Source organism: Tabrizicola sp. (assembly GCF_034366665.1).
GTDB lineage: Bacteria > Pseudomonadota > Alphaproteobacteria > Rhodobacterales > Rhodobacteraceae > Tabrizicola.
The window spans coordinates 1-22,124 of the sequence record NZ_JAXMMF010000131.1; the positions used below are offsets into that span (position 1 = coordinate 1).

Genomic DNA, 22,124 nt, shown 5'->3' on the forward strand with positions numbered 1-22,124 from the left:
CGTCCATGTCGGCGTCGAGGTTGCGGATCAGCGCGGTGAAGTCGGCGGCCTGGAAGGGGATGGCGTTCGGGTTTTCCGGGATCGGCAGGCGGAGGATCGGAAGCTCGGACCAGTCGGCCTTGACGCCGGTCTTCCACCTCAGTTGCAGGGCCTGCTCGACGCCGCCCAGGAAACGCAGACCCGCGAGGGCGAAAAGGTCTTCGTTGGTGGGTGCGGGGAGGGCGGCGAGGCGGGCCTCGGTCGGGGCAAGGCCGGCGCGGGCGATTTCCTCTGAGATCGTCTCGGCGGCGGCGGGGCTGGCGAGGATGAGGGCGAGAGCGAGGGTGCGCATGGGGGCCTCCTTTGGGTCAGGCAAGTGTGGCGCTGCGTCGTGGGCGGCGCAAGGTCGGGAAAGCCGTCAGGTGGCCGACCAGAGGACCTGGCCGCGGGGGAGAAGGGTGGGGAGTTTCGTCGGGGCGAAGCCAGCGGCGGCGATGGTCTGCGCGACCTGGGCCTCGGGGAGATGGTAGGGCGGGCGGTCGGGATGGGTGACGACGCCGTCGGGCTGGCGGGTGGAGGTGGCGGCGTCCGAGAGGAAGACCGTGAAAAGGACGGCGCGGAGGTTGGGGAAGGGGCGAAGGTTGGTGAGGGCGGTTTGCAGGGCTTGGTGGGGGAGGTGGGTGAAGACGCCGAAGGCGATGGCAAGCGTGATGGTGTCGGGGATGCCGGGGAAGGCGAAATGCGCGTCCTCGATCAGGTGGTCTTCGGGGAGTTGGGTCGGGTCGGGCAGTTCGGTGAGCCGCCCGTGCCGCATCAGGGCGAGGGAGGCGTCGGTGCCCCAGTAGTGCCCGGGCTTGAGAAACGGGACGGCCTTGTGGCCGAGGCGAAGGGCGCCGCAGCCGATGTCGAGGAGGTGGTCCTCGGGGGTCATTCCGGCGGAAAGGAGGGCCTGCATCTGGACGCGGCCCGTCTCGTCCCAGCGGCCGCCGACGATGTCGCGGTGGCGGCCCTTCGCGATGGCGTCGTCATAGAAGCCGGGGGCGAGGTAGGGGGAGGCCAGCCCGTTGGGTGGGGGGCTGGTCAGGCCTTGTCTTCCTTCTGCGCGGCCGTCTTGTCGGCGGCGGCCTTCCTCCGGGCGAGGAGCTGTTCCTTGGTCTCGCGGGGCGGGGTGGTCGCCTTGGGCGCGCCCTTCTGGGCATGGTCGGGGCCGCGCAGGGTGTGGCGGGTGCCTTTGGGGTTGCCGGATTTCGAGTAGTCCATGAGGGTCCCTCCGGGGATCGGGTTTGGGGGGTGGATGCCGGATTCCGGGTGGCGGGGCAAGGGGGTGGATATGTGTCCACGGTGGACAAAGCCTGGGATGTGAAGGATTTCAATGGGTTGATAGTTTTCGTTAGGGTGGTGTTAAGGTTTGTCGGACCGTGCTTTCTGGCCACATGGGGGGCGACCCGGGTTTCCATGCAGCGGCAGAAGCGGCGCCGATGTGCCGGTTCCCGGCCGGGTGATGCACAGCGAGTGGCCGGGATCAGTTCAGGAACACCATCATCAGCCCGGCATCACCGCCCATCAGCGCCTCGAACTGGCGCAGGCTGGTGGCATCGACCACGGGACCCTGTTGCAGATAGGGAACGGCGGCCCAGCCTTGGAACCAGCCGGTGACCGACATCGGCGCGGGGTCGTCGAACATCCGGCCAAGGTTGATGCCCTGGCCTTCGGGGCCGCGCCAGTAGGGGAGGAGGAGGCGGCCCTGCAGCAGCGCCTCGCCATCTGCCAGGACGCCAAGCCAGGTGTCGCCGGTGCCGGGGGGCAAGGTGAAGCCAAGGGCGGAGGTCTGTTTGTCGTTCGGGACCCATTCGCGGTCGTTGTCGGTTTCCTGAGCGACGAGGGTCCAGAAGCGGCGGTTTTCGGTGATCATGGCCAGGAAATGCTCCTTGGCGGCCTTGGCGCGGGAGGCGTCGGGTTGCTGGTTCACCGCCCCTTCCAACATGGCGAAGGCGTCGAGGAACTGGCCGAAGGAGGCGTCGAAGTTGAAGTCGTCGGACGAGGGCTGCGCGACCTTCAGCGCCGCGCGCGAGGCGATGACGCGGTCGATGCTGGCGGCGGGGTCATAGGCGAGGATCGTGTTCGCCACGCCCGACATGACATGGGTGTAGGCGGTGAGCCAGGCGGCATCGGCGGCGTCGAAGCGGACGGTCAGCGGCGGGGTGGCGGGGTCGGGGGCCTGCCATTGCCAGCCCAGAAGCTGCGGGCCAAGGATGGTCAGCGCATCTTCCTCGGCCTCTCGCGCGCCGTTCTGGTTCACGTCGAACCAGAGGTCGGAGAAGGTGAGGTCAAGCCCGAACGGCTCACCCTCAGGCAGGATGGCGAGGGCGGTGCGGGCAGCGGCCATGTCGGCGTCGATGTCGGCGAAAAGCCGGGTGATGAGCGCGCCGTTGAAGGGTTCCGGTGTGGGGTTCGGCGGCACGGGCAGGCGCAGGAAGGGCAGGCCCAAAGTGTCGCCCGCGTTGCCGGTGACCTGATCGGCCCCGGTGCGCCATTGCAGTTGCAGCGCGCGTTCGACGGCGCCGAGGAAGTGCAGCCCGCCGATGGCGAAGATGTCTTCCAGCGCGGGTTCGGGCTGGGCCTTGAGGCGCGCGAGGGTGGGGGTGATGCCGTTTGCGCCGATTTCCTGCGACAGATCTTGCGCGGCGGCTGGGGTGGCGAGGATCATCAGGGCGAGGAAGGGGGCTTTCACGGGCTACCTTTCACTGGGACTGAAAACAGAATACGCAGCCGGGGGCTGCGCATTCAAGTTCAGGTATGTCGCACCGAAGGGTGTCAGGCGAGCGTCGGGTCGATGCCCTTGCAGGCGGCGACAAGGCCCTTCACCGCGTCGACGGACTTGTCGAACATGGTCTTTTCGGAAGCGTCGAGTTTCACCTCGACCACACGCTCGACCCCGCCGGCGCCGATGATGACCGGGACGCCGACATACATGCCGTCCAGCCCGTAGGCGCCCTTGACGTGGGCGGCGCAGGGCAGGAGGCGCTTCTGGTCCTTGAGGTAGGCTTCGGCCATTTCCACCGCGCTGGCGGCGGGGGCGTAGAAGGCCGAGCCGGTTTTCAGGAGGCCGACGATTTCCGCCCCGCCATCGCGGGTGCGCTGGACGATGGCGTCGAGTTTCTCTTGCGTGGTCCAGCCCATCGCCACCAGGTCGGGCAGCGGGATCCCGCCGACGGTGGAATAGCGGACGGAAGGAACCATCGTGTCGCCGTGGCCGCCAAGGACGAAGGCGGTGACGTCCTTCATCGAGACGTTGAATTCCAGCGACAGGAAGTGGCGGTAGCGGGCGGCGTCAAGGACACCGGCCATGCCTACCACCTTGTTGTGCGGCAGGCCCGAGAATTCGCGCAGCGCCCAGACCATCGCGTCCAGGGGGTTGGTGATGCAGATGACGAAGGCGTTCGGGCAGTTGGCCTTGATGCCTTCTCCCACGGACTTCATCACCTTGAGGTTGATGCCCAGAAGGTCATCCCGCGACATGCCCGGCTTGCGGGGGACGCCAGCGGTGACGATGCAGACATCGGCACCCGCAAGGTCGCCGTAGGAGTTGGTGCCGCGAAGCGAGGCATCGAAGCCCTCGACCGGGCCGGACTGTGCCAAGTCCAGCGCCTTGCCTTGCGGCGTGCCCTCAGCGATGTCGAACAGGACGACGTCGCCCAGTTCCTTCAGCGCGAGCAGGTGCGCAAGCGTGCCGCCGATCTGACCGGCGCCGATGAGGGCGATCTTGGGTCTGGCCATGAGAGCCTCCTGTTGGGATGAATCGGGGGGAGGGGTAGCCGCTTATCGGCCGTCTGTCCAGCCTTGGGGCAGTCTTGGTATACCATTGTATGCGAAAAAATCCGGCTTTCGGGGTGGGGGAGAAGAGGTTAGCGGTAACGCCAGACGGAGGGCGTGATGGAAGAGATCGGATTCTGGGTGGCGGCCCTGGTGGCGGCGGCGCTGGTGGGGATGTCGAAGGGCGGCGTGCCGGTGGTGGGGATGCTGGGGGTGCCGGTGCTGGCGCTGGTGATCAACCCGGTTGTCGCGGCGGGGCTGCTGCTGCCGGTTTATGTCGTGTCGGACATCTTCGGGCTTTACGCCTATCGTCATGCCTGGGACGCCCGGGTACTGGCGATCGTAGTGCCGGGGGCTGTCGTCGGGATCGGGATCGGCTGGGCTACGGCAAGTATGGTGCCCGAAGCGGCCGTGACGCTGCTGGTCGGGTTGATCGGGCTGGCTTTTGCGCTGAACATCCTGCTGCGCAAGCCCGTGGTCGTAGAGCCGAAACGGGCCGAGGTGGCCCCGGGCCTGTTCTGGGGCGGAGTGGCGGGGTTCACGAGTTTCGTGAGCCACGCGGGTGCGCCGCCCTATCAGGTCTACACTTTGCCACTTGGCATGACGAAGGCGGTGTTTGCGGGGACCACGACCATCGCTTTTGCCATCATCAATGCCGTGAAGCTGATCCCCTATTATGCGCTGGGGCAGTTGAATATGGGCAACCTGAAGGTGGCGGCGGTGCTGGCGCTGCCGGCGGTGATCGCGGTGTTCGCGGGGGTGCGGCTGGTGCAGCTGATGCCGGAACGGCTCTTCTTCCGGCTGGTGGTCTGGGCTCTGGCGCTGATCTCGCTGAAGCTGATCTGGGACGGGGCGCGCGGGCTGATCTGACCCGGTTCTTGCGGGTTCGGGGGCAGGCGGGTGATCTTTCTGCGGCGGTGTGCGAGGGTTTGGCGTGGTCCCCCCCTCACCCTGGCCCTCTCCCCCGGTGGGGAGAGGGGACGCTTGGGGCGGGGGGGGCGCTTCAGGGGAGGGCCCGATGCTGCCGGATGCGGAGACGCTGTATCAAAGCCTGGTCGTGCGGGATGGCCGGTTCGAGAGAGTTTTTGTCTGCGTCAAGACGACGGGAATCTTCTGCCGGATGACCTGCCCGGCACCGACGCCTTTGCGGAAGAACGTCGCGTTCCGGGGATCGGTCGAGGCTTGCAAGGCTGCAGGCTTTCGGGCCTGCAAGCGCTGCCGCCCTCAGGCCGGGGTGCCCTTTGCGGGCAGTTCGTCGGTCACGGCTTCGTAGTTCGCGCCCGAGGCCATCAGGCACATCGTCCCGTCGGCAAGCGTCATGGTGATCGACCAGGTGCCGGTGGTGTCCGAGACGTAAAGCTCCATCACCGCGGCCTGGCCTGCGATGCCGACAGCGCGGCGCGTCTCGCCATAGCGGTCGGCGAGGAGGCTCGTCACCGCCTCGCGGGTGTCGCATTGCGGGGCGCCGTGGGCGATGTCGGCGGCGGCAAGCATCGCGGCAAGGCCAAAGGAGAGGGCGAACATCTGCTGGGTCATGGGCGGGCCTTTCTGGCTGGGGATGCAGGAAAGGCTGCCGGGAATGCGCTGACGCGCGGTTAACGGGTCGGGCGGTTTGCGCTGCGGGCGCGTGATCTTTCTGCGCTGCGGCGGATTTGGGGTTGCCGTTTGTGTCCAATCCGTGCTTTCAAGCGCAAGAATGTTGCGCAGAGGTGAGTCGATGGAGAAGAGCGGGGCGCGTCCCTATCGGTCTGTCCTGTATATCCCTGCCTCGCGTGAGCGGGCGCTGGAGAAGGCGCGGGAGCTGGCGGCGGATGCGATCATCTTCGACCTGGAGGATGCCGTTTCGCCCGAAGAAAAGCTGCGGGCGCGGGAGTTGCTGGTTTCCGTGCTGCGCGATGCGGATTACGGGGCGCGGGCGCGGATCGTGCGGGTGAACGGCCTGGGGACGGAGTGGGTCGAGGGCGACCTTGTGGCGTTCGGGGCGCATCCGGGGGTGGATGCGGTGCTGGTGCCGAAGGTGAATTCCAGGGCCGATCTGGATGCCGTGGCGGCCAAGGTGACGGCCCCGCTTTGGGCGATGCTGGAGACGGCGAAGGGCTGCCTGAATGCGGGGGCGATTGCGGCGCATCCTCGGCTTGAGGGGATGGTCATGGGGACGAATGATCTGGCCAAGGAGTTGGGCGCGCGGTTTCGCAGCGACCGGCTGCCGCTGATGGCGGGGCTTGGGGCCTGCGTTCTGGCAGCGCGGGCCGAGGGGCGCGTGATCGTGGACGGGGTATTCAACGCCTTCAAGGACGAGGCAGGCCTGCGGGCCGAGTGCGAGCAGGGCCGCGACATGGGGTTCGACGGCAAGACGCTGATCCACCCGGCTCAGCTGGACATTGCCAATGCGGTCTTTGCGCCTTCGGAGGAGGAGGTGGCACTCGCCCGCCGTCAGATCGCTGCCTATGCCGAGGCGCGGGCGCGGGGGGCGGGCGTGGCGGTGGTGGACGGCCGGATCGTCGAGAACCTGCATGTGGCGACGGCCGAAGCGCTGATCGGGAAGGCCGAGGCGATTGCGGCGGTTGCGGTTTAGAGGCAGGGTGCGCGCCGATGAACCGGCTGGAGGCCTGCGATGACGTTGATTGTTCTGGGAATGGCACTGTGGTGGGCGGCGCATCTGTGGAAGCGGCTGGCTCCGGCGTCGCGCGCGTCGATGGGGGACCCAGGCAAGGGGCTGGTCACGGTGGGCGTGCTGGCGGGCGTGGTGCTGATGGTCATCGGCTACCGGGGCGTCGAGCAGATCGATCTGTGGTATCCGCCGGCCTTCCTGACCCATGTGAACAACCTGCTCATGTTGTTCGCGGTATATCTGTATGCGGCAAGCGGCATGAAGACGCGGATCACCCGGGTCATCCGGCATCCGCAACTGACGGCGGTGAAGACCTGGGCGGTGGCGCATTTGCTGGTGAACGGGGACCTCGCGTCGGTGATCCTGTTCGGCGGACTTCTGGCCTGGGCGGTCGTGGAGGTGATCCTGATCAACAAGGCCGTCCCGCGCGGACCGCTGCCGGAGCCTGCCTCGGCCGGCAAGGAAGTGGGCGCCGTGCTGGGGGCTGTCGTGGTGCTGGTCGCGATCATGCTGGTGCACAACTGGCTGGGTGTGCCGCCCTGGGGCTGAGGTCGCTTGGGGGGCTTGCGCAGCCCCCCAAACCCCCTGCGGGATATTTGTGCCAGTATGAAAGACGGTTTCAGTCGAATTGTCGGGACTTGGTGAGGGAATGAAGCTCTATCGGTTTCTCAGTGCGGACGACACGTCGGCTTTCTGTCACAAGGTGACGGCGGCCTTGAACAAGGGGTGGGAGCTGCACGGCGGCCCGACCTATGCCTTCGATGCGGCCAATGGCGTGATGCGTTGCGGGCAGGCGGTGGTGAAAGACGTGGCGGGTGACTACCACCCGGATGTGAAGCTGGGCGAGCAATGAAGACGAATCCGGGGCGGTTCTTCGAGGATTATGCGCTTGGCGAGGTGATCCGTCATGCGGTGCCCCGGACCGTGGGGGCTGGGGAGCGGGCGCTGTACCATGCGCTTTATCCGGCGCGGGGGGCTTTGTATTCCTCGGACGAGTTTGCGCGTTCGGTGGGGCTGAAGGCCTCGCCGCTGGATGATCTGGTGGCGTTTCATACGGTGTTCGGCAAGACGGTGCCGGATGTCAGCCTGAACGCGGTGGCGAACCTTGGGTATGCCGAGGGGCGCTGGATTTTGCCCGTCTGGCCGGGGGATACGCTGCGGTCGGAGTCGGCGGTGATCGGGCTGAAGGAAACCTCCAGCGGCGCGACGGGGGTAGTCTGGGTGCGGACGAAGGGCATCAACCAGCATGGCGAGGTGGTGCTGGAGTACGTTCGCTGGGTGATGGTGCGCAAGCGGCGGCGGGAGGTCGTGGTGCCGGTTTCGGTGCCGGAGCTGGCGTCAGTGGTTGATCCGGCGGCGCTGGTGGTGCCGGAAGGGCTGGACTTTTCGGGTTATGATTTCGGGCTGGCGGGGGAGCCGCATCGCTGGGGTAACTATGCCGTCGGTGAGATGATCGACCATGTCGACGCGGTGACCATCGAAGAAGCCGAGCACATGCTGGCGACGCGGCTGTGGCAGAACACCTCGAAGGTGCATTTCGACGTGGGCCAGCGCGAGGATGGACGGCGGCTGATCTATGGCGGGCATGTGATCAGTCTGGCGCGGGCGCTGTCGTTCAACGGCCTGGCCAATGCGCAAATGATCGTCGCGCTGAACGCGGGCGCGCATGCGAACCCGTGCTTTGCCGGGGATACGGTGCGGGCCTGGTCCGAGGTGCTGGACCGGGCCGAGACGTCGGTGCCCTCCGTAGGCGCGCTGCGGCTGCGGCTGGTGGCGACCAAGGGCGCGGCGGGGGCCTTGCGGGGGGCGGACGGCAAGTATCTGCCAGAGGTTCTGCTGGACCTGGATTACTGGGCACTGGTGCCACGCTGAGTCGCCCGGGACCCAGTCACAAGCGGACTTCGGCTCTTGTGATCACGAATTTTCAGCGCGTGATCACAAAAGGCAGAAATCTTGCTCCGATAGCGGCAACATGCTGCAATTGCGGCATTCGCCGCGTGACACAGACGAAATCCGCGCTATTCAGAGTGTGAACGACAGCCTGGCGCTGGCCCATCCGGACCCGCGCCGCCAGACGTGAGGACCGATCATGGCAGACATCAAGCGGGCCGCGCCCGTAGCCGGTTCCGGGGGACGCCCGCTTTCTCCACATTTGCAGGTCTACCGTATCCAGATGACCTCGGTCAGCTCGATCCTGACGCGGATCACTGGCAGCGCGATGATGGTGGGCGTGCTTCTGGCCGTGTGGTGGCTGCTGGCGGCTGCGACCTCGGACGCGTACTTTGCGGTGGCGGACCGGGTTGCGACAAGCTGGTTCGGGGATCTGGTGTTCACCGGGTCGCTTTGGGCGGTGTGGTACCACTACCTGGCCGGGCTGCGGCATCTGTACTTCGATGCAGGCAAGGGTCTGGACATCCCGACAGCGGAAAAGCTGGGCTGGGTCTGCATCATCGGGTCGGTGGTGCTGACTGTGATCACAATTCTTCTGGTTCAGTGAGGCAGCCATGCGCTATTTGACCCCCCGCAAGCGTGCCGAAGGTCGTGGAGCCGCCCATCACGGTGCGGAACACCACTGGGCGATGACGATTTCCTCGGCAGGCCTGGCTTTCCTGGTGCCGCTTTGGCTTTACATCTTCGGCAGTGCCCTGGGCGGGACCCGTGAGGCGGTGCTGGAGACGTTCTCGCGCCCTCTGCCGGCCATTCTGACCGCGCTGGTGCTGGTTGTGGGGATGCGTCACTTCGCCATGGGTGCAACCACGATGATCGAGGATTATGCCCGGGGAACAAATCGCAAGCTGCTGATCATCTTCGTGATCGCGCTTTCCTGGGTGATCGCCGCGACGGGGCTTTTTGCCCTGGCCCGCATGGCTCTGTAAGGACCTGATGATGACTGCCTATCCGTATGAGACGCATGACTATGACGTGGTTGTGGTGGGGGCTGGCGGTGCCGGTCTGCGTGCGACCTTGGGAATGGCCGAGCAGGGGCTGCGGACGGCCTGCGTGACCAAGGTTTTCCCGACCCGGTCGCACACCGTGGCGGCGCAAGGCGGGATTGCAGCCTCGCTTGGCAACATGGGGCCGGACCACTGGCAGTGGCACATGTACGACACCGTCAAGGGGTCGGACTGGCTGGGCGACACCGACGCGATGGAATACCTCGCCCGAGAGGCCCCGAAGGCGGTCTACGAGCTGGAGCACTACGGGGTGCCGTTTTCCCGCACGGAAGAGGGCAGGATCTACCAGCGGCCCTTTGGCGGGCACACGACCGAGTTCGGGAACGGCCCGCCGGTCCAGCGGACCTGTGCGGCGGCGGACCGGACGGGGCATGCGATCCTGCATACGCTGTATGGGCAGTCGCTGAAGAACAATGCGGAGTTCTACATCGAATATTTCGCGCTGGACCTGATCATCACCGACGGGGCCTGCACCGGGGTTGTGGCGTGGAAGCTGGACGACGGCACGATCCATGTCTTCAACGCGAAGATGGTGGTTCTGGCGACGGGCGGCTACGGGCGGGCCTATTTCAGCGCGACTTCGGCGCATACCTGCACCGGGGACGGCGGCGGAATGGTCGCGCGGGCCGGGTTGCCCTTGCAGGACATGGAGTTCGTGCAGTTCCACCCGACGGGGATTTACGGCTCGGGCTGTCTGATCACCGAAGGCGCGCGCGGCGAGGGCGGGTATCTGACCAACTCCGCCGGGGAGCGGTTCATGGAGCGGTATGCGCCGCACTACAAGGACCTGGCGCCGCGGGACTATGTCAGCCGCTGCATGACGATCGAGATCCGGGAAGGTCGGGGCGTGGGCGCAAATGGCGACCACATCCACCTGAACCTGTCGCACCTGCCGCGCGAGGCGCTGGAACTGCGGCTGCCGGGGATCACCGAAAGCGCCCGGATTTTCGCGGGCGTGGATTTGCACAAGGAGCCGATCCCGGTCTTGCCGACGGTCCATTACAACATGGGCGGCATCCCGACGAACGACTGGGGCGAGGTCCTGAACCCCACGGCGGCAAGCCCCGATGCGATTTTCCCGGGCCTGATGGCGGTGGGCGAGGCGGGCTGTGCCTCGGTGCATGGCGCGAACCGGCTGGGGTCGAACTCTCTGATCGACCTGGTGGTCTTTGGCCGCGCGGCGGCGATCCGGGCGGGCCAGGTGGTGGACCGTGCCTCCAGCGTTCCGGCGACGAACAAGGCAGAGGTCGAGAAGGCCCTGGGCCGGTTTGACGGGTTGCGCAACGCCAAGGGCGCGGTCCCGACGGCCGAGCTGCGGCTGGAGATGCAGAAGACCATGCAGGCCGATGCGGCGGTGTTCCGGGCCGAGGAGACCTTGGCGGCGGGCGAGAAGAAGATGACCGCGATTGCGGGCAAGATGAACGACCTGCACGTCACCGACCGCAGCATGGTCTGGAACAGCGACCTGATGGAGACGCTGGAGCTGACCAACCTGATGCCGAACGCTCTGGCGACGATCTACGGCGCCCATGCCCGCACCGAAAGCCGGGGCGCCCATGCGCATGAGGACCATCCGCAGCGTGACGACGTCAACTGGCGCAAGCATTCGCTGGCCTGGGTCGATGGCGACACCGTGACGCTTGACTACCGGGCGGTGCACACGGACCCTCTGACGACGGAAGCCCAGGGCGGGATCGCATTGGCCAAGATCGCGCCCGCAGAGAGGAAGTTCTGAAGATGTCCCGAGTGGTGGTTCTTGGTAAACATGTCTTTGCCGTGAGTGCCGGGCTGGGCCTGTTGAGCGGATGTGTCAGCAGCTACGGCGGATTGACGCAGGAAACCATGCAGGCCTGCATCCAAGAGGCGGGGATCACCGGATCATACTCGGCCAGTTCTTCGCTGCAAAACGACCGGATGACCTTCATCGTGCGCCCTGGGCCCAATGTGACCGAAGCGCAGTCGCGTATTGCCAACGCCTGTATCGCCCGGACCATCGACGGAGGCAAACCTGGCGTGACCGCCACCGCATCGCCCGCCGCCGATTTGCCGAAGTCGAGCCGTCCGGCCTCGGTTGCCGGTTCGTCTTGCTCGCGCGGGGGCGGGGTCATGCAGGGAGGAATGGGATATTGCTCAAGGTAATGATCAAGCTTCTGCCGCTGTCGGCGGTGCTGCTGCTGGCCGCCTGTGACCCCGCAGAACTGGTGGATTCCACCGTGAAGCGGACGGCCCATTCGGTGGTGTTCCCGGTGGTCAACATCGACATGCCGGCCGAACCGGCGCGGCTGGCGACGAACTGTATCCTGGATGCCGCAAGCCAGGACGAGTTGCGGCTTCTGGCTCGGGACGTGGGTGTCGAGGCGGGGACTGCAACCAAGGCCACGATCCGCGACATCGCGGTGCGGCCTGCGGCGCAGTCCTGTTACGCGGCCAACGGCGTGCCGCCGGTGGCGGGCTGACCCGGTCATGGCAGCGGCCAGCGCAGCGGGGATCGCAGAGAAGGGGCGCGTCAGGTCGGACCTGAAGATCGCCGTCGTCTTCTTCGGCATCACCCGGGCCTTGCGGCTGACCTTGCCCTCGATCACCGCCAACCTGGTGGACCCGGCGCGGGCCATCGCGCGGGAGGTCCGGCTGTTCGGACATTTCTTTCGCCAGACCGGGATCAGCAATCTCCGGTCCGGCGAAGTGGGCGCGTTGGACCCCGAGGAATACCGCCTTCTGAACCTGGACGCAGTCGAGCAGGAGGAGCCGGGGGCCTGTCTGGACCTTTATCCGATGGCCGAGATGCAGGCGCGGGGTGATATCTGGCGGGACGACTTCGCCTCGTTCCGAAACCTGGTGCACCAGCTCCACTCGCTGAAGCGGGCCACGCTGCTGGCCGAGGGGTTCCAGCCCGATATCGTGATCTTCGCGCGGCCCGATCTGCTGTATCACGACAGTGCGGCCGAACATCTGGACCTCTTGGCCCGCGCACATCGGTCCTTTGTCCTGGTGCCGGACTGGTCGCAGTGGTTCGGCCACAATGACCGCTTCGCGCTGGTGAAGGGGGCTGAAAGCGTGGCGGCTTATGGCCGACGGGCCGATCGGATGGGCGAATACTGCGCGCGGGGCAAGCGGCTGCATTCCGAGCGGTTCCTGAAATATGCGCTGGGCGGGCAGCGGGTGCGGACGATGCACATGCGCGCCTCACGCGTCAGGGCGAACGGCTTGCAGGTGCTGGAAGATTTTACGCCGGGCCGCGGTCCGATGGGCAAGCGAGAGCTGGTGGCCCCGGGCACGATCCGGCCCGAGGCACCCGCCATGGCGCAAAGCGCATGAGGGGAAGCGGGATGAAACGGGTCGCATTGGTGCTGCTGCTGCCTGCCGTGTTGGCCGCCTGCGGCCCGATGACGCTGGCCCAGGCCGAACGGCAGTGTTTCGAACGGGCACGGCTGGCCAAGCAGCCGCGGGGCGAGGTGTCGGTGGGCGCAAGCTCGGACGGGCGGACGTCGGCGGGGCTGGAGCTGAACGTGAGTTCCGACTTCCTTCTGGGGCGCGACCCGGCGGCGGTCTACGAGATTTGCGTCATGCAGAAGACGGGCGAGCCGCCAAGCCGTCCGCTGTACATGCGACCGGACTGGCGATGATGGCGACGGACGACCTTCCCACGCCGGACCGCCGGCAGCTGCGTTTCGCCCAAGCTGCGCTGGGGCGCATCCGGCGGCGGAGCATGCGTCAGTACGAGGCGGCGATGGCCACGGGGTTCACCCGGACCTGCCCGGTCTGCGGCTATGTCGGCGAGTTCGCGCCCTGTGGCTCGCCCCCGCGGCTGGATGGCATGTGTCCGCTTTGCCGGTCGCGCGAAAGGCACCGGCTTTTCAAGCTGTGGATCAACCGGCGAAGCGGCCTTGGCAAGGACATGTCGGTCCTGCATTTCGCGCCCGAGCCCGCGTTCGAGCCGATCCTTCGCGGGATGGTGGGGACCTATGTCACCGCCGATTTCATTCGGACGAAGGTCGACCTCAAGCTGAACATCGAAGCGCTGGATCTGGAGAACGCAAGTTTCGACCTGATCATCGCGCATCAGATCCTGGAGCATGTGGACCACCGCAAGGCCTTGGCAGAGTGCTTCCGTTGCCTGAAGCCTGGCGGACGTCTGGTCGTGACGACTCCGGTCATCGAGACGTGGGCGACGACCTACGAGAATCCGGCAATCCAGTCGCCGCGTGATCGCATCCTGCATTTCGGCCAGAAGGATCATACGCGATACTTCGGGCGCGATGTGAAGGACCACATGCGTCAGGCCGGGTTTGAACTGCTTGAATATGTCGCCGTCGAGCCTGACGTCGCCACCTATGCCCTGATGCGCGGCGAAACCTTGTACGAATTGACGAAGCCCGCTGATGCGGCCCCCGCTAAGCCCAAGACAAAGACCCGGAAAGGTTGACCTCATGGTCCAGTTCACGCTGCCCAAGAACTCGAAGATCCGCACCGGCAAGACCTGGCCGAAGCCGGACGGCAAGAACGTCCGCAAGTTCCAGGTCTATCGCTGGAACCCCGATGACGGGGAAAACCCGCGCGTGGACACCTACTTCGTCGATATGGACCAGTGCGGCCCGATGGTCCTGGACGCGCTGATCAAGATCAAGACCGACATCGACCCGACGCTGACCTTCCGTCGGTCCTGCCGCGAAGGCATTTGCGGGTCTTGTGCGATGAACATCGACGGGATCAACACGCTAGCCTGCATCTACGGCCTGGACGAGATCAAGGGGGACGTGAAGATCTACCCCTTGCCGCATATGGCGGTGATCAAGGACCTGATCCCCGACCTGACGCATTTCTACGCCCAGCACGCCAGTATCATGCCGTGGCTTGAGACGAAGACCAACCGCCCGGCCAAGGAATGGAAGCAGTCGATCGAGGACCGCTCCAAGCTCGACGGGCTTTATGAATGTGTGATGTGCGCCTGCTGTTCGACGTCCTGCCCGTCCTACTGGTGGAACTCGGATCGGTATCTGGGGCCCGCAGCGTTGCTGCACGCCTACCGCTGGATCATCGACAGCCGCGATGAGGCGACGGGGGAGCGGCTGGACGATCTGGAAGACCCGTTCAAGCTGTATCGCTGCCACACGATCATGAACTGCGCCAAGACCTGCCCCAAGGGGCTGAACCCTGCCAAGGCGATTGCCGAGATCAAGAAGATGATGGTGGAGCGGGTTGTCTGACCCGGCGATCCCCGACTTCGGCTCGGGCGAGGAATTCGCCCAGCTGATGTCGGGGCTGGCGGCAAAGCTGCATGCGAAGAACCGGATCTGGATGGACGAATCCGGCTATGCCTGGCACGTGGCGCAACTGCTGGCCGCACTTGGCGAGGAGTTTCGGGCCGCACCGAATGATCCCGATGTGATCGCGGATTTCGGCGATGCGCATCACAAGGCGCGGCTGGATGATGCGGCGCAGGTCGATGCGCTGCTGGCGCGGCTGCGCGATCGGCTGGTGCGCTGATGCCGCTCTTGTTGCTGGTCCTTGCCGTGTCGGTGTTCCTGTATCTGTGGATCACGCGGCGCAATTCGACGCTGACCCGCAACTGCCGCTGGCGGCTGGACCGCAGCGTGGCGCCGGATCACTGGCACTGCGTGGCCTGCGGGGCGGTGGCGCGGGGGGCAGAGCCGCGGGATTGTCTGCGGGCGGAGCGGTAGGCAACGCTCGTCGAGCACTTCGTGCACTCCTCGCTGTGGCCCTTCCGAGGAGTGCACGAAGTGCTCGAGGGATTGCAGTGACGACAGTTTCCGGCAAGCCTTGGCGGCATGAAGCTGGATCATCCCGAACACCCCGCCCCCGCCGATGGCGCTGCCCGCAAGGCCGTTCGCCCTGTCATCTGCTACCCGGTCGAGGGGCTGCCGCGCCCGGACCTGTCCGCCTACCGCGTCGCGCGGGAGGGGTGGAGCCTGACCTCCGAGGTGCTGGTGCCACCCCGTGAGGCGCGGACGTTCGAGGTCCCGGCAGGCTGGTTCTTCCGCATCGTCAGCGTCGAGGGGCCGCAGGTGGGCGACCTGAACCTTTTCGCGGCGGGCAACCTGGGCGAGCGGTTCTTCAGTGGCAAGAGCCGCGCCTTGCACGGGACACACCTCAGCACGGGGGACCGGATGTGGTCCTGCCTGCCCTACCTCCGCCCGATGGCAACCATCACAGACGATACGCTGGACTGGTACGGCTTCGACGCCTTTGGTGGCAGCGTCCATGACGTGATCGGCACGCGCTGCGATCCCTATACCCATGCGCTGCTGTCGGGGGGCGAGCAGTATCACCATTGCTGCCATTCCAACCTGACGCGGGCGGTGGCGGACCATTGGGGGCTGCCCGCGAAGGCGGCAGAGCTGCATGTGCATGACGTGCTGAACGTCTTCATGTGCACCGGGTTCACGCGGGATACGGGGCAGTATTTCATGAAGGCTTCGCCGGTTCGGCCGGGCGATTACCTGGAGTTCATGGCGGAGATCGACCTTCTGGGCGTCTTGTCGGCCTGTCCGGGCGGGGATTGTTCGGCAGAACATTCCTCGGACGTCTCGGACTGCCATCCGCTGCTGGTGCAGGTGTTCAGGCCTTCGGCGCCTCCGGTGGGCTGGTCGCCGTCAGGGCCGAACGCCTATGACCGAAGCCACGGTCAGGAGTAGCGTTCGACCGTTGCGGCCTGCAGGTCGTCGTAGCGGTCGCCCCAGGCCCAACCGACGGGGAGAAGGCGGTCGATTTCCTCGCGGTCTTCGTCGTCAAGGTCGATCTCGGGCGCTGTCACCCAGGCACGAAGGTGATCCGCGGTGCGGGTGCCGGGGATCGGCAGGATGTGGGGCGCGCGGTCCAGAAGCCAGGCGAGGGCCAGGGAGGCGGGGGTGAAGCCCCTTTGGCGCGCGAAGGCGTGGAAGGCGTCCAGGCGCGCCTTGTTGTGCGGCCAGTTCTCGGGGTGAAAGCGCGGGATGCGGGTGCGGAACTCGTTCGGCTGGAAGGTTGCCGGATCGGCCATCGGGGTGCCGAAGGCCCCACGCGCGAGGGGGGAGAAGGGGACGAAAGCGACGCCAAGGCTGGCGCAGCGCTGGATCAGGCCAAGCTCGGGTGTGCGGGTCCAGAGCGAGTATTCGCTTTGCACTGCCATCACGGGGTGGACGGCGTGGCAGCGCTCCAGCGTGTAGGGGCCGATTTCGGACAGGCCGTAGCCAAGGATTTTGCCTTCCTCATGAAGGCGTTGCATGGTTCCGGCCAGGTCCTCGGCCGGGATTTGCGGGTCGTGGCGGTGGGAGTAGAAGAGGGTGACATGGTCCACGCCGAGGCGTTTGAGCGAGCCTTCCAACTCGGTGCGCAGGTGTTCGGGGCGGTTGTCGATGCGGCGGGTGGGGTCGTCGGAAAAGGCGGCCTTGGTGGCGATGTGGGGGCGTTTGCCGGTTTTCTTGAGCCAGTGGCCGATGAAGGTTTCGCTGACGCCCTCGCCGTAGCGATTGGCGGTGTCGACGACGGTGATCCCGGCGTCCCAGGCGGCATCGAGGGTGCGTAAGGACTCGGCCTGGGTCGTGGGGCCGAACATGCCGCCGAAGGACAGGCAGCCGAGGCCGAGGGCCGAGACGTCGGGGCCATGCTGGCCGAGTTTGCGGGTTCTCATGCGGTCACATAGTGCAGGCCCTGGAACCGTGCACGCAACGCCTTGGTGCGGGGGGCGACGGTTTCGGGAGCGTTGGAGCGCAAGGCTTCGGCGATGAGGGCGGCCAGCGCCGGGGCATCGGCAGGGGTGACGCCACGGCGGACCAGTTCGGGCGTGCCGATGCGAAGGCCGTTCATGTCGCCCTGGACCTCGGGGAGAGGAAGGCCGATGCCGCAGGCTAGGAAACCGGCCTTCCTCAGGGTCTTGGAGGCGGCTTGGCCCCCGCCGAACGCTGCGGCCTGAATCGCGAATTGGTGCGAGGTGGTGGCTCCGCGGTCGGCGGCGAAGACGGGGAGACCGAGTTTGTGGAGTTCGGTGGCGAGGGCTTTTGCGAGGTCGATCATCGCCTTGGCATAGGCCGCGCCGTGATCGCGCCAGTCGAGAAGGGTGTAGGCCAAGGCGGCGGATTTCGCGGCGTCGAAATTGGCGGTCAGGCCGGGGAAGGCGATGGCGTCAAGGCGTTCGGCGATGGCGGCGTCGTTGGTCACGATCAGGCCGCTGGCGGGGCCGCCGAGGGATTTGTAGGTGCTCATCGTCATAAGATGCGCGCCTTCCTTCAGCGGGTCGGGGAAGGTGCCGCCCGCGATCATCCCGCACTGGTGGGCGGCGTCGAACAGGACCTTGGCGCCGACCTGATCGGCGATCTTGCGGACCTCGGCGACGGGGTGCGGGAAAAGGTTCAGGCTGCCGCCCACGGTGATGATCTTGGGGCGGACAGCGTGGGCGAGGTCTTCGAGGCCTTTGAGATCAAGGGTATAGCCATCGGCGTCGATGGGGGCGGCGTGGGTCGTCAGGCCGTAAAGGCCCGCGCAACCGGCGCTGTGGTGGGTCACGTGGCCGCCAATGGTGCCGGGCGGAGCGATGATGCTGTCGCCGGGTTTGGCGAGGGCCATGAAGCCGTAGAGGTTGGCCAAGGCGCCTGATCCGACGCGGATTTCGGCGTATTTCGCGTGGAAGACCTCGGCGGCGAGTTCGGCGGCGATGACCTCGATTTCCTCGATGGCCTCCAGCCCCATCTCGTACTTGTCGCCGGGGTAGCCGAGCGAGGGGCGCGAGCCGATCCCTGCGCTGAGGGCGGCCTCGGCGCGGGGGTTCATCACGTTGGTCGCGGGGTTCAGGTTGAAACAGTCCTGATCGTGGATCTCGCGGTTCCGCGCGATGAGCTGGTCGAGGCGCTGGGAGACCTGAGCAGAGGGTTTCCCGGCGTCGGTGGCGAGGGTCTGGATGTAGGTCTCGGTGGGGACCCAGGGGCGGGGGGCGAGGTGGGGCATTGCGGTCTCCGGTCAGGTCCACGGAGAAAAGCCGCCCCAAGCAGCGGATGCAAGCGGCAAGCGGTCAGTCGGTGACGGTGGGCAGGCCACGGGCGAGCCAGCCGGGGCCGGCGGAGGAGCCGAGCATCCCTTCGGAGACGTCGAGGACGTTGGTGAACCCCGCATCCCTGAGGGTCTGGGTGGTGCGGGCGGACCGGCCGCCGCTGGCACAGATGAGGGCGATCGGGCGGGAGCGGTCGCCCGTGGTCAGGGCGGAGAGCCGGTCCAGGAAGTCGGGGCTGCGAAGGTCCAGGCGCTGGGCACCCTGCGGACTGCCGGTTGCGGCCCATTCGTCGGGCTGGCGAATGTCGACAAGGAGGAGGTCCCCCGCGCGGGCGCGCTGGAAGGCCGTTTCGGCATCAAGCGTCGGCCCTGCCTGGGCCGGTTGCATCAGGGTGTAGGCGGACCCGGCAGCCAGCAGGGCAAGTGGCAGGGACAGCACGAGGCGGCGTGAAAGCATGGGACCAACCCTTTCCTTGCCGGAAAGATGGGGCCCGCCCGGTCCTGCGCAAGGGGTCAGGCGAAGGCCGCCTCCAGCGCTATTTCGATCATCGCGCCGAAGCTGCGTTCGCGTTGGTCGGCGGGCAGGGCTTCCCCCGTGGTGATGTGGTCCGAGACGGTCAGGACGGCCAGCGCGCGGGCGCCGTGGCGGGCGGCGACCATGTAAAGCTCGGCGGCCTCCATTTCGACGCCCAGGCAGCCGTGGCGGAGAAGTTGTTCCGACAGGTCGGGGCGTTCGTCGTAGAACGTATCCGAGGAATAGATGCCGCCAACGTGGACGGGGGTGCCCTTCGCGACAGCGGCGGCGTGGGCTTTCGACAGCAGGCCAAAATCGGCACAGGGGGCGAAGTTCAGTTCCTTGAAGATCGACCGCGAGGGCGAACCGATGGTCGAGCAGGTCTGGGCCAGGATCACGTCGCGGACCTTGACGTGGGTGGGCAGGGCCCCGGCCGAGCCGATGCGGATCAGGGTCTTGGCGCCGTAGTCGCGGATCAGCTCATTGGCGTAGATCGACAGCGACGGCATCCCCATGCCCGAGCCGTGGATGGTGACGCGGTGACCGTTCCAGGTGCCGGTGTAGCCAAGCATCCCCCGGACTTCGTTCACCAGGACCGCGTCCTTCAGGAAGGTCTGGGCGGCCCAGCGGGCGCGGTAGGGGTCGCCGGGCAGAAGCACGGTTTCGGCGATGTCGCCCGGCTTGGCGCCGATGTGGAAGGTCATGTCGCGGCTCCCTGTAAAGATCGGCGGCTTTGCCCGTCCGTCCCCGTCAATGTTCGTGTCCCGTTTGCGTCTGCTTTGTGGCCTCTTTGTGGCACCCTTGTGGCTTCGCTGTGGGCGCGCACAAGAGATGCCACCGGCAGGGGCTGCTGGCGGCGAAGGCCGGGAAGAAACGGGTTGGTCCGGGACCGGGTCCTGCGCTATCGGGGGATGGGAAGGGCGAAGAACGGAGCCTGATGCGTGGACTACGATGTGACCCTGATCGCCGGACACCGTGAGGCGCTGCTGGCCCGCACGCTGGAGTCCTTCACGCGCGACGTCTTTCCGAATTTCCGCATCCGTCGGCTGATCGCCAACCTTGACCCCTTCATGGGAGACGCCGCCGAGGGCGACCGGTGCGCGGCGCTGATCCGCAGTCATTTCCCGGATGCGCTGATCTTCCGGCCCGAGACGCCCGACTTTGCCTCGGCGGTGATGCGGGCCTGGTCGGCGACCACGGCTCCGCGGGTGTTGCATCTGGAAGACGACTGGCTGGCGCTGGAGCCGATCACACCGGACCGGATCGAGCCGTTGTTCGAGCCGGATGTCGGCGCGGTGACCTTCATGTGCCTCACCAAGCACACGCGGGGGCTGTATCACCAGACCTCGCGGCGGGTGGTGAAAAAGGGGCGGAGGGTGGTTTCGGACACGCTGGTCAATGCGTTCTCCACCTCTCCCGGGGTGTTCGACGGCGATTTCCTGCGTGAGGCGGCGCGGCGGATGAAGCCGGGCCTGGACCCGGAAAAGCAGTTCTTCCGGCAGATCAACCCCGAGCTTGAGGCCCATGCCCTGCCCAGGCGCTGCATGTTCCTGCGTGGCACCACCCGGCGCGAGCTGATCGTCGACATCGGCCGCGAGGCCCGCGCGGCGCAGGGGCTGGTCAAACTGTACGAGAACGGCGCCTCGGTCTGGCGGCAGGCCGAGCCTGAACCGCCCGCCGTGCCCGAAGCCTGATCAGGCCGCGTAGGTCCTGAGGTCGGCAAAGGCACCGCGGTTGCCACAGAAGGTCGCCTCGGTCGCCCGGGCCTGGTCGCCCTTGGCCAGGAACTTTGCGCAGGCGCTGCGGTCGGCACAATGGCCGCAGGTCGACAGGATCTCGACCCAAAGGGCATGGTCGCGCTTCAATTCGACCTGGGACAGGCCGAAGATCGCGCCCATCGCGGTCACGCGGTCGTTGATATCCTGCGGCATCCGCAGGAAGTCGAGGACCTGATCGCGGGTCATCCCAAGATCGTCGAGGTCACGGTCGGAAAGCGCGTTGACCTCTTGCACTTCATGCAGGCGGTCGATCAGGGCGCGAATACGGGCGAACATTTCAGGCTCCAAACAGGTGTCTGGACTCTGGATAGGCGCGGTTGTGGGCTGCCGCCTTGATTTCCGTCAAGTCCTGCAGCGCGCGGAAGTTCCCGGAGGCGAGCCCGGCGAGGGACTGGCCCGCGATCCCGTTATTCAGCCGCGACCGGAGCCGGGTCGGCCAGCGCCACAAGGTCCAGCATGATGCGGTTCAGCTGGAAGTCCTTGGGGGTGTAGACTCGGGCGACGCCCATCGCGGTGAGGGTTTTCGCATCGTCATCGGGAATGATGCCGCCCACGACGAGAGGCTGGGTCAGGCCGGCCTTCTGCATCAGGTCAAGCGTCTCGCGGATCAGGGCCACGTGGCTGCCGGAAAGAATGGAGAGGCCGATCACGTCCGGGCCTTTCTCGGCGGCGGCGGCGACGATCTCTTGCGGGGTCAGGCGGATGCCGTCGTAGCTGATCTCCATCCCGCAGTCGCGGGCGCGGGTAGCGATCTGTTCGGCCCCGTTGGAATGGCCGTCAAGGCCGGGCTTGCCGAGGAGAAGGCGGAGCGGGCGGCCAAGCTTGGTGGCGACGGCGGCCACGGCATCGCGGACGGTTTCCAGCCCTTCGGTGCGGTTCGAGGGGTGCTGGGAGACGCCGGTTGGGGCGCGGTATTCGCCGTAAAGCGCCCGCATCGCCCCGCCCCATTCGCCGGTTGTGACCCCGGCTTTGGCGCATTGGATCGAGGCGGGCATGATGTTCTCGCCGGTCTGGGCGGCCTGCCGCAGCGCGGCAAGGGCTTCGGCCACGCGTTGCGGATCGCGCTGCTTGCGCCAGCGGGCGAGGCGTTCGCACTGGTCGGCCTCGGCCTGCGGGTCGGCCTGCATGATCGCGCCTTCGCCGGTGGCGAGCGGGGACGGTTCGGTGGTGGTGAACTTGTTGACGCCCACGACAGTGGTGGCGCCGGTTTCGATCCGGGCGAGACGGTCGGCATTGGAATCGACCAAACGGGACTTCATGTAGGCGATGGCGGCGACGGCCCCACCCATCGCGTCGATCTGGGCGAGTTCTTCCAAGGCCTGGGCCTTGAGTTCGGCGACCTTGCGGTCGACGGCGGGGTTGCCGTCGAAGAGGTCGTCATATTCCAGAAGGTCGGTCTCGTAGGCCAGGATCTGCTGCATCCGCAGCGACCATTGCTGGTCGAAGGGGCGGGGCAGGCCGAGCGCCTCGTTCCAGGCCGGAAGCTGCACGGCGCG

Annotated in this window: 30 protein-coding genes and 1 pseudogene; 19 read left to right on the forward strand and 12 right to left on the reverse strand. The window is 66.6% G+C overall.

The annotated features are described in order from the left end of the window. The 5 genes and pseudogenes from U1E69_RS18995 to mdh form a co-directional block, all read right to left on the reverse strand. A pseudogene (locus tag U1E69_RS18995) lies at nucleotides 1-331 on the reverse strand (hypothetical protein); the annotation flags it as partial. 66 nt (nucleotides 332-397) lie between these two features. Then, nucleotides 398-910, reverse strand: a complete 513-nt coding sequence (locus U1E69_RS19000; protein WP_322245987.1) for a class I SAM-dependent methyltransferase — start codon at nucleotides 908-910, stop codon at nucleotides 398-400. 149 nt (nucleotides 911-1,059) lie between these two features. Beyond that, entirely contained in the window at nucleotides 1,060-1,239 is a 180-nt protein-coding gene (locus U1E69_RS19005; RefSeq protein ID WP_322245988.1) for a hypothetical protein, read from the reverse strand. A gap of 262 nt (nucleotides 1,240-1,501) precedes the next feature. After that, on the reverse strand, nucleotides 1,502-2,710 hold the full coding sequence (locus U1E69_RS19010; protein ID WP_305542697.1) for a hypothetical protein: 1,209 nt from the start codon (nucleotides 2,708-2,710) through the stop codon (nucleotides 1,502-1,504). A gap of 83 nt (nucleotides 2,711-2,793) precedes the next feature. After that, nucleotides 2,794-3,756 carry a malate dehydrogenase gene (gene mdh, locus U1E69_RS19015; RefSeq protein ID WP_322245989.1) on the reverse strand — a complete coding sequence of 321 codons (963 nt, stop codon included), beginning with the start codon at nucleotides 3,754-3,756 and terminating at the stop codon, nucleotides 2,794-2,796. Between the two features lie 156 nt (nucleotides 3,757-3,912). On the opposite strand from mdh, the gene U1E69_RS19020 reads away from it, so the two are divergent. Together U1E69_RS19020 and U1E69_RS19025 are read left to right on the forward strand one after the other, a co-directional pair. Continuing rightward, entirely contained in the window at nucleotides 3,913-4,662 is a 750-nt protein-coding gene (locus U1E69_RS19020; protein WP_322245990.1) for a sulfite exporter TauE/SafE family protein, read from the forward strand. Between the two features lie 148 nt (nucleotides 4,663-4,810). Continuing rightward, on the forward strand, nucleotides 4,811-5,065 hold the full coding sequence (locus U1E69_RS19025) for an Ada metal-binding domain-containing protein (protein ID WP_322245991.1): 255 nt from the start codon (nucleotides 4,811-4,813) through the stop codon (nucleotides 5,063-5,065). On the opposite strand, the gene U1E69_RS19030 is transcribed toward U1E69_RS19025, so the two are convergent. After that, nucleotides 5,017-5,328, reverse strand: a complete 312-nt coding sequence (locus tag U1E69_RS19030) for a hypothetical protein (protein ID WP_322245992.1) — start codon at nucleotides 5,326-5,328, stop codon at nucleotides 5,017-5,019. The genes U1E69_RS19025 and U1E69_RS19030 overlap by 49 nt on opposite strands. Before the next feature lie 181 nt (nucleotides 5,329-5,509). Here U1E69_RS19030 and U1E69_RS19035 point away from each other — a divergent pair, with 181 nt between their 5' ends. The 16 genes from U1E69_RS19035 (at nucleotide 5,510) to U1E69_RS19110 (ending at nucleotide 16,010) form a co-directional block, all read left to right on the forward strand. Beyond that, complete coding sequence (locus U1E69_RS19035; RefSeq protein ID WP_322245993.1) at nucleotides 5,510-6,367, forward strand: CoA ester lyase; 858 nt, start codon at nucleotides 5,510-5,512, stop codon at nucleotides 6,365-6,367. 39 nt (nucleotides 6,368-6,406) lie between these two features. Continuing rightward, nucleotides 6,407-6,952, forward strand: a complete 546-nt coding sequence (locus tag U1E69_RS19040; RefSeq protein WP_322245994.1) for an NnrU family protein — start codon at nucleotides 6,407-6,409, stop codon at nucleotides 6,950-6,952. Nucleotides 6,953-7,052: 100 nt separating this feature from the next. Next, nucleotides 7,053-7,256, forward strand: coding sequence for a DUF1737 domain-containing protein (locus tag U1E69_RS19045; RefSeq protein WP_322245995.1), 204 nt, complete (start codon nucleotides 7,053-7,055; stop codon nucleotides 7,254-7,256). Then, on the forward strand, nucleotides 7,253-8,275 hold the full coding sequence (locus tag U1E69_RS19050; RefSeq protein ID WP_322245996.1) for a MaoC family dehydratase: 1,023 nt from the start codon (nucleotides 7,253-7,255) through the stop codon (nucleotides 8,273-8,275). Before U1E69_RS19045 ends, U1E69_RS19050 begins: the two co-directional genes overlap by 4 nt. Before the next feature lie 217 nt (nucleotides 8,276-8,492). Then, nucleotides 8,493-8,900, forward strand: coding sequence for a succinate dehydrogenase, cytochrome b556 subunit (sdhC, locus tag U1E69_RS19055; RefSeq protein ID WP_322245997.1), 408 nt, complete (start codon nucleotides 8,493-8,495; stop codon nucleotides 8,898-8,900). A 7-nt stretch (nucleotides 8,901-8,907) separates the two neighbouring features. Further along, on the forward strand, nucleotides 8,908-9,279 hold the full coding sequence (locus U1E69_RS19060; RefSeq protein WP_322245998.1) for a succinate dehydrogenase, hydrophobic membrane anchor protein: 372 nt from the start codon (nucleotides 8,908-8,910) through the stop codon (nucleotides 9,277-9,279). Between the two features lie 10 nt (nucleotides 9,280-9,289). Continuing rightward, entirely contained in the window at nucleotides 9,290-11,092 is a 1,803-nt protein-coding gene (sdhA, locus tag U1E69_RS19065; protein WP_322245999.1) for a succinate dehydrogenase flavoprotein subunit, read from the forward strand. A gap of 2 nt (nucleotides 11,093-11,094) precedes the next feature. Then, a complete protein-coding gene (locus U1E69_RS19070) occupies nucleotides 11,095-11,496 on the forward strand; it encodes a hypothetical protein (protein ID WP_322246000.1) in 402 nt (133 codons plus the stop codon). Continuing rightward, complete coding sequence (locus tag U1E69_RS19075) at nucleotides 11,496-11,813, forward strand: hypothetical protein (protein ID WP_322246001.1); 318 nt, start codon at nucleotides 11,496-11,498, stop codon at nucleotides 11,811-11,813. Before U1E69_RS19070 ends, U1E69_RS19075 begins: the two co-directional genes overlap by 1 nt. A gap of 7 nt (nucleotides 11,814-11,820) precedes the next feature. After that, the gene (locus U1E69_RS19080) at nucleotides 11,821-12,672 is read left to right on the forward strand and encodes a hypothetical protein (protein WP_322246002.1); all 852 of its coding nucleotides are present in this window, start codon (nucleotides 11,821-11,823) and stop codon (nucleotides 12,670-12,672) included. Nucleotides 12,673-12,683: 11 nt separating this feature from the next. Beyond that, the gene (locus U1E69_RS19085; RefSeq protein WP_322246003.1) at nucleotides 12,684-12,980 is read left to right on the forward strand and encodes a hypothetical protein; all 297 of its coding nucleotides are present in this window, start codon (nucleotides 12,684-12,686) and stop codon (nucleotides 12,978-12,980) included. Continuing rightward, nucleotides 12,980-13,780 carry a methyltransferase domain-containing protein gene (locus U1E69_RS19090; protein ID WP_322246004.1) on the forward strand — a complete coding sequence of 267 codons (801 nt, stop codon included), beginning with the start codon at nucleotides 12,980-12,982 and terminating at the stop codon, nucleotides 13,778-13,780. Before U1E69_RS19085 ends, U1E69_RS19090 begins: the two co-directional genes overlap by 1 nt. Nucleotides 13,781-13,784: 4 nt before the next feature. Beyond that, a complete protein-coding gene (locus U1E69_RS19095; RefSeq protein ID WP_322246005.1) occupies nucleotides 13,785-14,561 on the forward strand; it encodes a succinate dehydrogenase iron-sulfur subunit in 777 nt (258 codons plus the stop codon). After that, nucleotides 14,554-14,841 carry a hypothetical protein gene (locus U1E69_RS19100; RefSeq protein ID WP_322246006.1) on the forward strand — a complete coding sequence of 96 codons (288 nt, stop codon included), beginning with the start codon at nucleotides 14,554-14,556 and terminating at the stop codon, nucleotides 14,839-14,841. The genes U1E69_RS19095 and U1E69_RS19100 overlap by 8 nt, the downstream gene beginning before the upstream one ends. Beyond that, on the forward strand, nucleotides 14,841-15,035 hold the full coding sequence (locus tag U1E69_RS19105; protein WP_322246007.1) for a hypothetical protein: 195 nt from the start codon (nucleotides 14,841-14,843) through the stop codon (nucleotides 15,033-15,035). The genes U1E69_RS19100 and U1E69_RS19105 overlap by 1 nt, the downstream gene beginning before the upstream one ends. 108 nt (nucleotides 15,036-15,143) lie before the next feature. Then, nucleotides 15,144-16,010, forward strand: coding sequence for an urea carboxylase-associated family protein (locus U1E69_RS19110; protein WP_322246008.1), 867 nt, complete (start codon nucleotides 15,144-15,146; stop codon nucleotides 16,008-16,010). Here U1E69_RS19110 and U1E69_RS19115 read toward each other — a convergent pair. The 4 genes from U1E69_RS19115 to deoD form a co-directional block, all read right to left on the reverse strand. Continuing rightward, nucleotides 16,001-16,984: an aldo/keto reductase gene (locus tag U1E69_RS19115; protein ID WP_322246009.1), complete on the reverse strand. Its 984-nt coding sequence runs from the start codon at nucleotides 16,982-16,984 to the stop codon at nucleotides 16,001-16,003. The two genes, U1E69_RS19110 and U1E69_RS19115, sit on opposite strands and share 10 nt — an antisense overlap. Then, a complete protein-coding gene (gene glyA, locus U1E69_RS19120; RefSeq protein ID WP_322246010.1) occupies nucleotides 16,981-18,294 on the reverse strand; it encodes a serine hydroxymethyltransferase in 1,314 nt (437 codons plus the stop codon). The genes U1E69_RS19115 and glyA overlap by 4 nt, the downstream gene beginning before the upstream one ends. 64 nt (nucleotides 18,295-18,358) lie before the next feature. Beyond that, nucleotides 18,359-18,793, reverse strand: coding sequence for a rhodanese-like domain-containing protein (locus tag U1E69_RS19125; protein WP_322246011.1), 435 nt, complete (start codon nucleotides 18,791-18,793; stop codon nucleotides 18,359-18,361). Between the two features lie 56 nt (nucleotides 18,794-18,849). Further along, a complete protein-coding gene (gene deoD, locus U1E69_RS19130) occupies nucleotides 18,850-19,554 on the reverse strand; it encodes a purine-nucleoside phosphorylase (RefSeq protein WP_322246012.1) in 705 nt (234 codons plus the stop codon). Nucleotides 19,555-19,791: 237 nt separating this feature from the next. Between deoD and U1E69_RS19135 the strand changes: the two genes are divergently transcribed. After that, nucleotides 19,792-20,544 carry a hypothetical protein gene (locus tag U1E69_RS19135; protein WP_322246013.1) on the forward strand — a complete coding sequence of 251 codons (753 nt, stop codon included), beginning with the start codon at nucleotides 19,792-19,794 and terminating at the stop codon, nucleotides 20,542-20,544. On the opposite strand, the gene U1E69_RS19140 is transcribed toward U1E69_RS19135, so the two are convergent. Both U1E69_RS19140 and U1E69_RS19145 read right to left on the reverse strand, forming a co-directional pair. After that, nucleotides 20,545-20,904 (reverse strand): DUF1127 domain-containing protein, encoded by a 360-nt coding sequence (locus U1E69_RS19140; RefSeq protein WP_322246014.1) that lies wholly within the window; start codon nucleotides 20,902-20,904, stop codon nucleotides 20,545-20,547. Nucleotides 20,905-21,035: 131 nt separating this feature from the next. Next, the coding region (locus U1E69_RS19145) for a methylmalonyl-CoA mutase family protein (protein WP_322246015.1) at nucleotides 21,036-22,124 on the reverse strand (1,089 nt) is incomplete at its 5' end.